The sequence below is a fragment of the Pedobacter kyonggii genome (genome assembly GCF_004310665.1).
GTDB classification, from domain to species: domain Bacteria; phylum Bacteroidota; class Bacteroidia; order Sphingobacteriales; family Sphingobacteriaceae; genus Pedobacter; species Pedobacter kyonggii.
The window spans coordinates 1-15044 of record NZ_SIXF01000028.1 but is presented as its reverse complement, the minus strand read 5'-3'; the positions used below and the strand labels follow the sequence as shown (position 1 = coordinate 15044).

At 37.0% G+C, this 15044-nt stretch carries 9 protein-coding genes and 1 pseudogene; 9 read left to right on the top strand and 1 reads right to left on the bottom strand.

Annotated features, from left to right (window positions below; translation table 11 throughout):
- Positions 1 to 105 precede the first annotated feature (105 nt).
- Positions 106 to 3423, bottom strand: a complete 3318-nt coding sequence (locus tag EYS08_RS20410) for a DUF4175 family protein (RefSeq protein ID WP_131031852.1) — start codon at positions 3421 to 3423, stop codon at positions 106 to 108.
- A 271-nt stretch (positions 3424 to 3694) separates the two neighbouring features.
- On the opposite strand from EYS08_RS20410, the gene EYS08_RS20405 reads away from it, so the two are divergent.
- The 9 genes and pseudogenes from EYS08_RS20405 to EYS08_RS26135 all read left to right on the top strand — a co-directional run.
- Positions 3695 to 5200, top strand: a complete 1506-nt coding sequence (locus tag EYS08_RS20405; protein ID WP_131031851.1) for a glycerophosphodiester phosphodiesterase family protein — start codon at positions 3695 to 3697, stop codon at positions 5198 to 5200.
- 241 nt (positions 5201 to 5441) lie between these two features.
- Positions 5442 to 7814, top strand: a complete 2373-nt coding sequence (locus EYS08_RS20400; protein ID WP_131031850.1) for a phosphocholine-specific phospholipase C — start codon at positions 5442 to 5444, stop codon at positions 7812 to 7814.
- 56 nt (positions 7815 to 7870) lie between these two features.
- Positions 7871 to 10783, top strand: coding sequence for a ligand-binding sensor domain-containing protein (locus EYS08_RS20395; RefSeq protein ID WP_165456530.1), 2913 nt, complete (start codon positions 7871 to 7873; stop codon positions 10781 to 10783).
- A gap of 35 nt (positions 10784 to 10818) precedes the next feature.
- Positions 10819 to 11445, top strand: a complete 627-nt coding sequence (locus EYS08_RS20390) for a response regulator (RefSeq protein WP_131031848.1) — start codon at positions 10819 to 10821, stop codon at positions 11443 to 11445.
- 106 nt (positions 11446 to 11551) lie between these two features.
- Positions 11552 to 11917: a VOC family protein gene (locus EYS08_RS20385; RefSeq protein ID WP_131031847.1), complete on the top strand. Its 366-nt coding sequence runs from the start codon at positions 11552 to 11554 to the stop codon at positions 11915 to 11917.
- Positions 11918 to 11921: 4 nt separating this feature from the next.
- A complete protein-coding gene (locus EYS08_RS20380; protein WP_165456529.1) occupies positions 11922 to 12788 on the top strand; it encodes a helix-turn-helix domain-containing protein in 867 nt (288 codons plus the stop codon).
- Positions 12789 to 13143: 355 nt separating this feature from the next.
- Positions 13144 to 13969: pseudogene (locus EYS08_RS20375) on the top strand (IS982 family transposase).
- A 140-nt stretch (positions 13970 to 14109) separates the two neighbouring features.
- On the top strand, positions 14110 to 14574 hold the full coding sequence (locus EYS08_RS20370; protein WP_131031845.1) for a Cif family virulence factor: 465 nt from the start codon (positions 14110 to 14112) through the stop codon (positions 14572 to 14574).
- A gap of 273 nt (positions 14575 to 14847) precedes the next feature.
- On the top strand, positions 14848 to 15044 hold a 197-nt coding region (locus EYS08_RS26135), incomplete at its 3' end, for a hypothetical protein (protein ID WP_208745889.1).

Here is a 15044-nt window from a genome sequence, read left to right as displayed (position 1 = left end):
CTGTTAGATGCCTAAAAGCTTTTCGACAAGCTCTCCTTGGGAGTCCTTTGGACAACGTGACAAAAATTCGATAAGAATCTAGTTGGAGCATGACGAACTGTACTATTATCGCTCCATATTCAACGATTTCAAATATTCAGCGATCTTGTTTTTATAGTAATAATTTAAGCTTGGGGGCAGTTTCTGCAGCATATCATTACCGTTTTGTTGTTGTTTTTTAAACTGATCGACCATTTTTTGATAGGATGGAGGGAACTCTTTAGCAGCTTTACTTTCTCGTTTAGCATCTTCTTCCTGATCGCGTTCTGCTTTTTCTGCCTCTAATAACTTTGTTAAAAGGTCTTTTTGCCTGTTTAGGGTTTCTTGTTGCAAACGTTTGTTAACCAGATCGCTCTCGGTCTGTTTCATTTCTTTAATGGCTTCGTTTAGGTTACCCATTTTACCTGAACCATCTTTATTTTCTTCGCGGTTGATTTTTTCTAAAGCCTGACGGATCATTTGTTGCTGCTGGGCCATTTTACCAAACTCCTGGCTCATTTGTCCTTTGCCAACTTTACCTTGATTATCTCCCGACTTTTGCATTTGCTCGCGAGCCTTTTGCATGCTTTTGTTCAGCTGTTCCTGCATCTGCGAAAGCTGCTTCATCCCTTGCTTTTGTTTCTTTCCACTGCCGCCTTTACCGTTTTTCTGCATATTCTGCAGCTGACTTAGCGCTTCGCTTAACATCAAGGTTAAATTATTGATAGAAGTCATGGTAAACTGCTGAAAACGGTTAGCCTCAGGCGTTCTTCTATCACCCAAACTTTCCAAACTTTTATCCAGGTTAAAATTAATCTTGTTCATTTCCTCATTAACTGTCGATTCTATCTGTGGAACACGTTTGCTTAAGCTGTATAAGCTATCGGCGATAGTTTTAAGGTTGTCTTTAATGCTGCGCTGTTTCTGAACGTTGTTGGTATAAGAAGGATCAGCTGCAGTCATTTTCTTTAAAGCAAGCATTACTTTTTCCTGATCAAAAGAGGTGGTCAATAAGTTTTCTAGTAGCTGGCGCAACTCTTTGGCGTTCAGGGTGTTTTCCATTTCTTCACCCTGTTGCTGCATATCGCTCATTTTTTTAGATAGTTTTTCCATCTGCTCGCCAGCTTTTTGCTGTTTCTGGCTTGCATTTTTCGAATCCTTTTTATCTAAAGCATCTTTACTGTCCTGCTGTTCTTTTTGTATATCCTGCACATCTTTTTCAGGATTTTCGAAAGGATTGGGCCTTTCAAGCGACTGATTTTTTTCTTCCAGCTTTTTTAGATCATCTTTCAGGTCTTTCATCTCCTTGTTAAGTGCATCCTGTTTTTGCTTTAACGATTCATTGTCCTGTTTTTTATCTTTGGTTTGCTCAGCGAGTTCCTTTTGTTCTTTAGCCAGTTCATTTAAACGATCGATATCGGTTTGAAGGTTTTGTTCAAATTCTAATTGTTTGTAGAGTTCTAATATCCTGTCAAGTTCGTTTTTGAGGGTTTTATTATCCAGTTGCATTTTCGAGAGCTCATTCTGCGTTTGGTCTTTATTTTTCTCATTCATCAGGTTTTGCAGCTTTTGCAAAAGTTCTTTTGTTTTCTCATCCAGTACATTATCAAACAGGTCTTTAATCTGTTTCTGTTTTTCCAGAAGTTCTTCAGTTTGCTTTTGGTCTTCCTGTTGCTGAATATTTTTATCGTTCTGCTCTTTAATTTCTTTAACGGCCTCATCAAGCTGTTTTTGTTTGTCTAAAAGGGCTTCAATCTGTTTTTTATCTTCAAAAGAAATCTGTTTTTTATCGATGAGGCTTTCGGCCATCTTTTTACTTTCTTTTTCGATGGTATTGGCCAGGCGTATGGCGGATTGCATTTTCTGTTTTAAAGCCTGGTTGCTTGCATTTACCTGTTCGGCAGTTTCTTTTTTAGTAGGCTGCTTAAAGGTCTTGATTTCCGATCGGGTAACTTTTGCGCCATTTACGCCGTCGTTATCAGCTACTTCAAAATAATATTCAATTTCCTGACCAGGTTTGACAGCAGCAGTTTTTAAATCCCAGAAATAGAAAAAGCTATTTTCTGTCGCGTTGCTTTTAATTGCGATATTTTTGGTAACCGTACCCACAAAGCGGTTATTTTCTTTGATGTTGTATTTAAAACTTAAGCGGCTAAAGCCATAATCATCACTAACCTGACCGCTAAAATACAAGGCTTTGTTACTTACGGAGTCTGGTTTTTCTTCAACAGAAATGCTAGGGGATTGATCTTTAACAACCGTGATTTGATGCGATAAAGAATCTCTGAGTGTAACGTATTCATTTTTAGGAGTGATGCTGTATTTTGAATTGCTCCTGATGATGGCGTTGAAAGCCGATTCGTTATCTTCAACTTTTAAAACATTTTCGGCCCCATTTAAAATAAACAGCAGTGAACTGCTCTGGCCGGTTTTAAAGTTCCAGGTAACTTTTGTGCCTTCGGGTAGGAGCATATCGCCAACATTGGCAATTAACTCTTGTTTTTTGCCCAGGTAAGCAGGGTAATTTAAAGTTGCGGTTGCATTTAGTAGTTCAGGGCGTGGTTTAACCGAAACCGTAAACACAGCCGAACTAAAGCCACCACCTTTAAAAACCAGTTTTTTATCGCTCTGTATATTTTTGATGCTGTAATTAAACTTACTGATATTCTCTTTTTCGAGTTTATAGGTGTTCTTTCCGTCCTCTACATAAATTTCGGCAGGAAGTTCATCACCAGCTAGTTTTAGGTTTAGGGTTACATCATCACCTTGTGTAACCGTTAAACTTTTATTTAAAACAGTAAAGCTGAACGGGGCTTTTGGTGCAATGTATTCATTGTACTTAAAGAAACTATTTGTGCCTTCACGTAAAATAGCTGGAGCGATAATGGCAATTAACAGAATAATAGAAAGGGGAACAAAAAGATATTTTAAATATTTTCGGTTATCGTTAATGCTAACGGCGGTGTAAAAGGGAACAGGTTTAAGCTCCAATATTTTTTGGTCGATACTGGCAATAATGAGATGATTGTTATTTGGATGATTTTCAGAAAGGCGGTGAAGTTGTAAGGTGTTAAGCAATTTATCCTTAATATCGGAAAAGTGATTTCCAATGATAACCGATGCTTCGTCGAAAGTGAGGTGTTTGCCCAGTTTTAGCATCGAAAGCAAAGGTTTGATGATTAAAAAGCCAACAAGTAGAACACCAATGATTAGATAAGCAAAAAATACAAAGGTTTTAAAACCTGCGGTTGGGTTGAGGTAATAAAGACTCAAAAAAACAACGAGATACAGGCCTAAAAGTATGGCAGCGGCATAAATACTTCCACGCAAAATTTTATTCAGGTAAAATTTGCGGATAAACTCATCTATCTTCCGTAATAAATCGCTGTAGTTATTGCTCACCATATCACCGTAAATGTAAAAATAGTTCTAATCAATTAAAAGAAACCAGCAATAAGGTAACGTGTTTATTTCAAATGGCTTATAATTTTCGCTTCAATTGGGATTATTTAACAAGGAGCGGAGCTTTGGTTAATCATCATCACCAACAATTAGAAGACAGCACATTAATTTAAAAAATCTTTATCTTGTTTTTATTAATACAAAGGTTACATAGATTTTAAACTAGTATTCTGATAAAAATCTACTTTTGATTTTTTGTATAATCATGCCAAATATGAAACGAGTATTTATTTCTGCAATAATGTTATTCATTTTTACTGCCTCTTTTGCTCAAAAATTTAACTGGAACAAAAACCAGGTAATTGCCCATCGCGGAGCATGGAAGAAAAATAATTTTCCTCAAAATTCTATCGCTTCTTTAAATGAAGCCGTAAAGCTGGGTTGTTATGGATCGGAATTCGATGTGTGGATGACTGCAGACAATGTTTTGGTCATTAATCACGATCCTGAATTTCAGGGTTTGGTTATCGAGAAAGTAAACTATGCTGATTTATTGACCAAAACGATGAGCAATGGCGAAAAAATTCCAACGCTTGAGGCTTATTTATTGGAAGGTAAAAAGCAAAGAACAACCAAACTGATTTTAGAGATCAAACCTTCATTAGTTAGTAAAGAACGTGGAATTGAGGTGACCAATAAATGTGTTGAAATGGTTCAGAAAGTTGGGGTAGTGGAGTGGACGGAGTATATCAGTTTTGATTACGATTACTGTAAAAGGATTTTAGCGCTCTTACCAAAAGCAAAAGTGGCCTACTTAAAAGGCGAAATCAGTGCTGAGCAAATGAAAGCAGAAAAATTAACCGGGGTAGATTATCATTTTAGCGTTTACCAAAAGGATGGATGGATTGAAAATGCCCACAAATTAGGATTAACGGTAAATGCCTGGACCGTAAATACTGCTCCCGAAATTCAATGGCTTTTGGCACACCAGGTTGATTATATCACCACTAACGAACCAGAATTAACTTTCGAAGAGCTTAAAAAAACACCTGTTGCAGCGGGTTGGAAACTGAAATGGGCTGATGAATTTAACGATGCCGGATTACCTTTAGCAAAAAATTGGAGTTACGATGTAGGTGGAAAGGGTTGGGGCAATAACGAACTTCAATATTATACCGATGCAGATAGTACAAATGCAATTGTAAAAAAAGGGAGTCTGAATATTACTGCGGTAAAAGCAGACAAGGAAAACAACCATTATACTTCGGCCAGATTGGTAACGAAAAATAAATTCGATTTTAAATACGGAAGGGTAGAAGTTCGCGCCATGTTGCCAAAGGGCAGGGGCTTATGGCCTGCAATATGGGCTTTACCAACCGATGGGAAATACGGTGGCTGGCCGAAGAGCGGCGAAATTGATATTATGGAACATGTCGGTTATGATCCGGATAGCGTTCATGGAACGGTACATACCGAAAAATTTAACCACGTAATTAAAACGCAGGTTGGGAAGGCCTTAAAGGTTGATAATCCCTATACCGAATATCATATTTATGCAGTAGAATGGTTTGCAGATAGAATAGATTTCTTTATTGATAACCAAAAATACCTCACGTTTAAAAATACCAAAAAAGGGTCTGGCGATTGGCCATTCGATCAAAACTTCCACCTTATTTTAAATGTAGCCGTAGGCGGCGGTTGGGGCGGAAAAAAAGGGGTAGACGAATCTATTTTCCCCGCAAGTATGAAAGTGGATTATGTGAGGGTGTTTCAGAAGTAACTTTGTTTGTTGAAAAGGTTAACTGGTTAATTGTTGAAATTGGTTAACTGGAAACCGCATGTTGCCAATTGAAAACAGGAATGTTTCATTGTGGATTGTTCTATTGTTGGGATTGATTGCTTAATCGGCTTTGAACTCCAGACTGAGGACTGACTAGTGCTATAAATTAACTGTCGACTGAAAATTGTTAATTGACAGCTGAAATTATAACTTGCGATATCTAAGCTATATTGTATAATTTATGGACTCACGTAGAGAATTTTTAAAAAAAGCGGCTTTGTTTGCCGGAGCCACTGGTATGGCCAATACCTTGCCCAGTTCGGTGCTAAAAGCCATGTCGATTAACCCTGAACCGGGTAGTACATTTTACGATGCCGAACATATCGTTTTCCTGATGCAGGAAAACAGATCGTTCGACCATATGTTTGGTAAAATGAAAGGTGTTCGCGGATTTAATGATCCGCACCCACACATTCAACCCGATGGAAATAAAGTTTGGTTGCAAAAAGATGGCCAGGGTTATACCTATGCCCCTTTTCATGTGGATATTAACAAAACGAAAATCACCTGGCAAGGCGGGTTGCCACATTCGTGGAATGATCAGGTTGCTGCACGAAACGGAGGACGCTACGATAAATGGCTGCCTGTTAAAACACCAATGACATTGGCTTACTACGATCGGAATGATATCCCTTTTTATTATGCTATGGCCGATGCATTTACCATTTGCGATCAGCATTTTTGCTCATCACTAACTGGAACTACACCAAATAGACTGTTCTTTTTTACAGGAACCGTTCGCGGAGAAAAAAGTGCAAACCGGGTTGCGGTGGTAAATAACGATCAGGCCGAATCACAAAATAATGTGTTTGTAGATTGGCCAACTTTTCAGGAAACATTAGAAGATAATGGTATCGATTGGCGCATTTATCAAAACGAACTGTGGACCTCGAAACTCCCGGAAGGTGAAATAGATGATTGGTTGGGTAATTACGGCGATAATCCTGTAGAGTACATCAGTAGGCACAACGTTAAATTATCGGCTTACTTTAGAAAAAATGGCGATAGTACCGTTAAACCAGCTTTAACTGCAAAAGAGGTTCAGGAGAAATACGATAAATTATCTAAGAAGGAAAAAAACTTAGTGGATAAAGCGTTTACCACAAACATTTCTCAAAAAGATTATCTCGATCTTGAACCATTTACTTTCAAAAATGACCAAGGGAAGGATGAAACTATTAATTTGCCTAAAGGCGATATTTTTCATCAGTTTAGAAAAGATGTAGACAGCGGGAAATTACCTACGGTTTCGTGGTTGGTTGCGCCTCAACGTTTTTCTGATCATACCAGCTCGCCATTGTATGGAACCTGGTATGTAAGCGAAGCTTTAGATATTTTAACCAAAAACCCAGAGGTTTGGAAAAAAACAATTTTTGTTTTAACCTACGATGAAAATGATGGGTATTTCGATCATCAGCCACCTTTTGTGGTACCAAACCCTGATGATTCGACCAGCGGAAAGGTGTCTGAAGGAATAAACTATGCCACTGATTTCGAAGCAAGAAAAGGAAGCCCGATTGGCTTGGGGTATCGTGTACCATTGGTTATTGCCTCACCTTGGAGCAAGGGTGGTTTTGTAAACTCGCAGGTTTTCGACCATACTTCATCATTAATGTTTATGGAAAAATGGTTGGCTAAAAAAACCGGCAAAACCATTAAAAGTAATAACATTAGCGATTGGAGAAGGAATATTTGTGGCGATTTAACCTCCGTGTTTAGGCCATACAATGGAGAAGAAATCAAATCTCCGGAACCATTAAAACGCGCTGTTGTGGTAACCAATATCGGTAATGCAAAAAATAAACCTGCCCAGGTAGGTCCAACCGCTTTGAATAAAACCGAGGTAGCCAAAATTAATAAGTTCGAGGCCTTTTCACGTGAAACATCAATCCATGCACCAAAGCAGGAGAATGGCACCAAACACGCCTGTGCGCTTCCTTATCATTTAATGGTTGATGCAAATCAGGTAAACAATGAGATCGAACTAACTTTTCAATCGGCAAAAACATTGTTCGGTAGTGAAATAGAAACCGTTGGTGCGCCTTTCAACATGAATACCATTGCCAAATTTAAAGGTGTTGCTGGCAAAACATGGGCCTATGCGGTAAAAGCTGGCGATGTGTTAAAAGACAGCATTAAACTGGATGATTTTGATAACGAAGTTTATGATCTTACAGTTAGCGGTCCGAATGGTTTTTACAGGCATTTCGTAGGCAGCAAAAAAAATCCTTCAATTGTGGTAAAAGCATATCCAGAGCAAGGTGGTTTGGTAGCCAAAAAGCTTACTGGTACCCTGGTTTTCGCTATTGAGAACAAAGGCGCTAGTTTAATCACACTCCAAATTGTAGATAACAAATACAAATCGGGAAGCAAAACAGTAACAATCAAGCCAAAATCGACGGCAAATATCTCTTTTAATCTGGCTAAAAATGCGAATTGGTACGATTTCAGCATTGTGCAGACTGGCAACACCGTGTTTAAACACCGTTATGCAGGTAAAATAGAAACCGGAGAAATTACCCAAACAGACCCATACATGGGTAACGCATCATAAATATCCCCCAAAAAGGGGGATGGCTTTTGAAAGAAATTATGCTTATTTTGTATTACATGTGCAGTAAACTGTCTATAATCAAAGTAAATTTCATAGTTTCTTTCATTTTGCTTTTTAGCCTTAAGCTATCAGCTCAAAGCTATAATTTTACCAATTACAGTCTAAAGGATGGTTTGCCTCAATCGCAGGTAATGGTAATTTTTCAGGCAAAAGACAGGACGCTTTGGCTTGGCACTTTTGGCGGGGTAAGTAATTTCGATGGCAGGCAATTTACCTCATACAGCAAGGCTGATGGATTAGGATCGAACTCGGTAAACTGCATTGTAGAGGATAACCAAAGACAAGTGCTTTTTGGCACCGAAACAGGCATTAGCATACTTAAGCGCGGAAAAATAAACACCTTATTTTCTGGGAAAGGGGTAAGCCATTTGCTTAAAGATAAGCTGGGTATTATTTGGGGAATAAGTGAATATAAGCTTTTCAAAATTGAAAAGGATAAAATTGTTTTTTATTCCATCGCCGGTAAAAGTATCCATACCATAAACAGCGATAGCGCTGGAAACCTATATGCTGTTGCATCAGGAAAAGGCATTTATCAGCTAAAGAATAACAACTGGGTAATCTATCAAGAGTTACCACCGGCCATCAATACTTTATCAATCCGGAAGCTATTATTTGATAAAACCGTAAAGAATAAGGTCTATCTCTTAACCCACCGTGGAATTTATGTGATGGAGAATGGAACAGTTAAACCGTTTTTTAAAAAAACGGGTATCGATACCTATTATTCCATAGCGCAGGATCATCGTGGAAATATGTGGGTGGGTTCGGAAAAAGGGGCTTACTTTATCAATGAAAATGGCTCAATCATCAATTTTAACGGAGAAAATGGATTAAGCGATAACCAGGTTAACGAAATATTTAGCGATGCTGAAAATAATATCTGGATATCTTGTTTTAGTGATGGTATTTACAAATATGAAGGCGATGCTTTTATTCGTTACAATAGGTTTAAGGGCAAGAATCTGGCTTATCCAATAAGCGGAATAGCGGCAGATAAAAATGATAACCTCTGGTTTGGCACTTTTAACAAAGGTGTTTTTAGGTATGATGGTAAAGATGTACAAAATGTTGACATCCCCGCTTTTAAGGATAAAAAAATCTACTTCGTTTATGCCGATAAATCAAAAAATATTTGGTTTTCTACCTATGGCAATGGTATTTGGAAATACGACGGACAGAAATTTAGCCAGGTATTAAAACCAGATAGGTTTGATAACAGTTCGATAGCTGAAGATGAAGAAGGGGGGATCTGGATAAACGGACTCATGTCATCTACTTATTTAAAGGATGGGAAAACCGAAAGAATAAGCGGATTTGATGGTTATTTATCGTGTATTTATCCCTTGCGGAAGGATAGCGTGTTTCTTGGTACTTCAAATGGCGTTACGCTGATCAAAAACAAAAAGATAGATAAAACATTTCGCATCAAATCGCTCACCAATGTTTACGTACTGAGTATTATTAAACAGGGTGATAATTTAATTTTTGCTACGCTTGGCGACGGAATCATCACATGGAATTTAAAAACAAAAACCATTAAACGTTATGTTATTGCCAACGGGTTAAACTCAAATGATATTTATAGTCTTGCAACCGATAATGAAAATAATTTATGGGCCGGAACAGGGCGGGGGATTAACAAATTAACTTTTAATAAGCGGCAACAAAATTATGAAGTTTTTAGAGATCATCCGCTAATTGTTGAGTGTAACCAAAACGCAATTATCAATTATAAAAACAGCATATTGGTGGGTACCATAAATGGACTCATCCAGTGTAAAACCAATGTGCTTACAGAGAATAAAAAGAACCCTTTTATCCGTATTCAACAGGTAAGTGTTTTTCATAAAAATGATCGGGCCAAAGATATTTCAATTGATCTGAACGGAAAAGGCGATAAATTTTATAAACTTAATTATAGTCAAAACCACGTTTCGATAAGTTTTAAAGGCGTTTACCTCACCAATCCAGAAAGCGTTCTTTACCGCTACAAACTGGTTGGGGTAGATAACGATTTCAGTAAGCCGGTACCCAACACGGAGATCGAATACTCGGCCATAAGGCCAGGTAGTTATACCTTCCAGGTGTATGCGATTGCAAATGGTCAGCAATCGAATGTAGAGCAATTCAGCTTTACCATTGTACCACCATATTACGATACCATTATATTTAAGATCATTGCGTTTTTGGCGCTTATATTTCTGATCTGGCTTATTTTTTACCTGATTTTTAAAACCAGAGAACGCAAAAAATATCAGCTCGAAAAGTTAAAATTAAAAGAACAGGAAAAAATAAGGGAGCAAACTGCAGAAGATTTTCATGATGATATTGGCAATAAACTAACGCGGATTAATGTTTTGTCCGAAATTTTGGATAAAAAGGTAGCTGGAACAGAAAAAGAGCAAAAAGAACTCATCAGGTTAATCAGAGAGAATGCCAGTCTGTTGTATACCGGAACTAAAGATATCCTTTGGGCGCTAGACCCGCATAGCGATAATCTTTTTGAGATATTGATGCACATTAAAAATTTTGGAATCGATCTTTTCCAAAATACAGGCGTTACATTTAAAATGGAGGGCGTGTTAAGCAAATACCAAAAACTGCACCTATCGATGGAGTTTAACCGAAACCTAACATTAATTTTTAAGGAGATGTTAAATAATGTGTTAAAACATGCCAAAGCTACTCAAGTGTTGATTATGGTTATTGAAACCGATCATGATACAGTAAACATCTTGACAACAGACGATGGCGAAGGTTTTGATCTTGAAACGGTACAGAAAGGAAGAGGGCTAAACAATATTCAAACGCGCTGCAAGCGTATAAAATCGACCTTTCAGATTTCTTCTATTAAGGGGAAAGGCACCACTACAACAATTTCTACCAGAATTCCTGTTACAAAATAGCACTAAAAGCGTCTTAATTAAAACCAACCACAACAATGAGCCAGAATTTACGAATTGTTCTAATCGAAGATGACGATATTTTAAGAATGGGTTATGAATCGTTATTAAGTGATGTTGAAGAATTTGTAGTCGTAAACGCTTATGCATCTTACGATTTGGCCAAGAAACACTTAGAGGCTGATCATCCGGATGTGATTTTGCTCGATATCCAGATGCCCGGCACCAACGGGCTGCAAGCCTTACCTTTTATCAAAAAAGCCTTACCCAACGCGAATATTATTATCCTCACCGTTTTCGATTCGCCCGAACTGGTTTTCGAAGCCCTAACCATGGGCGCAGGTGGTTACCTCACCAAAAATTCGAGTGCTTCAAAAATTATAGATGCCGTAAGAGAAGTGAGTACCGGGGGAGGGGCCATGAGTACAAATGTAGCGCGCATTGTGATGCATTCTTTTCAAAAAAACCTGAATTCTCCCTTAACTAAACGTGAAACCGAAATATTAGATCGGATTGCAAACGGACAGACAAAATCTCAAATCGCAAACGATCTGTTTATTGATCAGGAAACCGTAAGAAGCCATGTAAAAAATATTTACATCAAACTTGATGTAAATTCTAAATCAGAAGCGATTAAAACAGCCAAAGAAAAGCGCTTTATTTAATCTATACCTATATTCTGCTAAAAAATAAATGCGAAAATCACCCTTTTTGGGTGATGCTTTGGGTTCAATTTCAGTTTAATTTTACATCATACAATTAAACAAGGCAATGAACCAATCTGCAAAATTCTTTTATGTGCAAGTAAAGCAACTAAATGATGCAGATGCATTTTATGCCAACTGTTTAGGGATGCCTACAGAATCGACAATGATTTCTGAAAAGGAAAAAGGAATCATGGTTAAGGTAGATCACGAAACTAATATTTTGCTGTCAGAACAAAAGCATCAAAACCAGACCAATAAAATTGTATTAACCAGCGATGATTGTTTAAAAGATTATTGCAGGCTAAAATCGAGAGGGGTTATTTTTAAAAATAGACCAGCTTACTTAAGTGATGGTTTAAGTATCGAGTTTTCTGATCCTTATGGTAACGATTTTATCATTTTGGAACAACGTAACTATAACGAGGATTAATGCCATGAGATACGTAAAGGAATTGAGCAATCGAAACAAAATTATAAGCGAAAGTACCTGTGAGGCACTTTACGAGCAACAGAATGATGCCTACACCATTAAATTTGTTTTCAGCGGAACCGAAAACTGCGAAATTAATAAGCGCAAGTTTAGCATTTACCCGGATACATTTGCCGTAGTAAATGCAGGAACAAATTTTTGTAGCAAAATAGATTCTATAAGCCCGGTAAATACGTTTTCGGTCTCTTTCGGAGAGAATTTCATTAAAGATTTTTATCATACTTTCTCTAGTAGCAATGAAAGTTTACTTGATGGAAAAGAGGCCAAAGGAACACCAGCATTTATCGAATCATTGTATCCATTTAATGGCGATATGCGTTTTAATGTGCTGCATTTAAAAAACCAGCTCGATAAAGGTTTGAAAGATGAAATGCTGATTAATGAATATATGTACCACTGCCTTTTAAACTATTATAAAATTTACGATAAGGAAGTGCTTCAGAAACTGGATAAGCTCAGCTTTATCAAAACAAAAACCAGAGAAGAGGTTCTAAAAAGATTAACACTCGCTAAAGAATACATTAGCAGTAATTATAATGAAAATATAACATTAGAAAATATTGCCGAACAGGCATGTTTATCGGTTAACCACTTGTTAAGAACATTTAAGGAAGCATATGAAATTAGCCCATACCAGTTTTTAGTGCATTTAAGATTAAACAGAGCTAAGAAATTATTGCAAACTACCACTTATTCGTTAAACGAGATAGTAGGTTTAGTAGGGTTTGAATGCCCAAGCTCATTCATCAGGTTATTTAAACACACGTTCAATATTACCCCTCTAAAATACAGAAAGAGTAGGTTGAACTAAAGTATAAATAGTGATTTCTGCATATTTTGAATGTTAGGATGAAACTATTTTTGAAGCTCTTGCAGGACGAAATTTGTAGAAGTTTTTTCCTGTTTAGGTTAATAATGATTAAAAAAGCAAACTGCCAGGATTGGGGTTTGCTTTTTTACGTTTAAAGCCTCTTTCTATTCATAATGATGATTTTCGCACATTTTTGGATTTTCATACCGCCTAAATTGCTTATTGATTTGGTTTCGTGCACATCTGGTAAGAACCTACTGAACTAATTAATTAACTCAAGTTGCGAGATAAAAAGATAAAGAATTAAGCATCAGAAAAGAGAACTTTGGTTTACGACAACTAAAAACTCAGTCTGATGCTTACAAAGGATAAAATTATAGGAATATTTTTTATAGATGATTTGTTGAAAACAAGTAGCCATTATGAAGACAGTCGCAGACAGGTTAGCGACAGCGAATTAATTACTTCCCCGGTTGTATCCTCATTATATTTCGGTGGCCATCAGGATAAGCAAGACAGTTTATGAAGATGACAGGAATGATACCAGGAATGCTGGATAAAAGCCGATTTAACCGCAGATTACATGCTGTCTCTGAATTGATATACAGCCTGTTTATGCAAGTTGGTTATTATTTTAAGTATATCAGCTGTGAAATGGGTTATGTATTGGATTCGTTTCCTGTTGTTGTATGCGACAATATCCGAATAGCAAATGCTAAAATATTAAAGGATAAACAGTGGAATGGCAAACAAACCAGTATGCGAAGGTACTTTTATGGTGTAAAAGTACAGCTATTGGTCACTAAAGATGGGATTCCGGTTGAGTTTGGTTTTGTACCAGGTAGCGAGCATGGTGCTTTAGCTTTAAAGAAACTACCCATGGAGCTGCCTGCTGAAAGTGAAATATTTGCTGATTCAGCGTATACCAACTATGAGATCGAGGATCAGTTAATGGAAACTGAACAGATCGCTTTAAAGGTACACCGGAAATCCAATGCAAAAGAAAAGACAGCCCAAGCGCTGCCTTTATCAAAGAATATATGTGTAAAAGGGTAGAAACAACCATTAGTGAGATCAAAGGATTATTCCTCAGAAAGCTTCATGCTGTGACTTTCAAGGGATGGCTCCTGAAAACCACATTATTCATCTTCGCTTTTACGCTAAATAAAATAATACCATAACTAACAACTTGAGTTAATTAATCAAACGAAAACATAACCTTTTCATTTTATCACATTTTAGTTACCTCATCATTATGGTGTTATCTGCATATTATTTTTCTTTATTCCAGCCGACATTTGATAAAAAAACACAGATAGTTATGAGACTAAAAGCTTTAGTGATTTTATTACTAGGTATTACAATCACAAATAATGTTTTTGCAGCTGAAAAACCAACTGCAAGTCATAAATCGGTTATCAATTATTATATGGACAGCTACATGAATTCTGACTATAAAAAGTTAAAAGCTGTTTTAAGTGAGGATGCTGTTTTTACTTCGAATAGAGATGTAAGGGTAATTAAACATAAAGCAAGTGATGTATTAAGCCAAATGAAGAAAAATGAAGGCGTAATTCAGCGCAATTGCAATATCAGTTCTAGTATTGTTTCCGAAACCGATGCCCTGGTAATTACACGTGTAGATATTGATTACGAATTATTTGATGGCGCACAACAAAACTTTGTCATCATGGAAAAAGATAAAGAAGGCGAATGGAAAATTACTCAGGTATACAAAGTCTTTATCAGCAGCGAAAGTGAGGCTAAAAAGCTGGTTTCAAATTAATGTTAAAGTGTCTTTCGCGTTAGGCCCGTTTCCATTAAAGAGCAAAAAGGTTTACCAAACAACATCTGATGATAAATCATCATTTTGATCGTAGTGTTCCAAAGGAACTCCTTCGGAGGAGAAATCTTTACTATCCCAATAAACATAGCTCAAAGATTTCTCTCCCGGAAGGTTCGCATTAGCGTCAAGTTAATGATATTGACAAAGGTTGAAAAGTCTGTGATTATTATTTAAAAGGGAAAAAGCAACTTGTAGTTCTAAACACATTTGACAATGTCTACAAGCCGCTTTTTCAACTCTAAAATAAAGAAAAGATTTGATATTTTTTTTAATGGATCAACCATTGATACTATAGCTCGAAGCAGTGGTTTTCTTCAGCGCAGTGCAAAGAAGATTTCTCCGATGGATTTTGTTATGGGCTTTGTGTTAAGCTGTTCTCAAATACAAAACACATTCAGTCAATGGGCTTT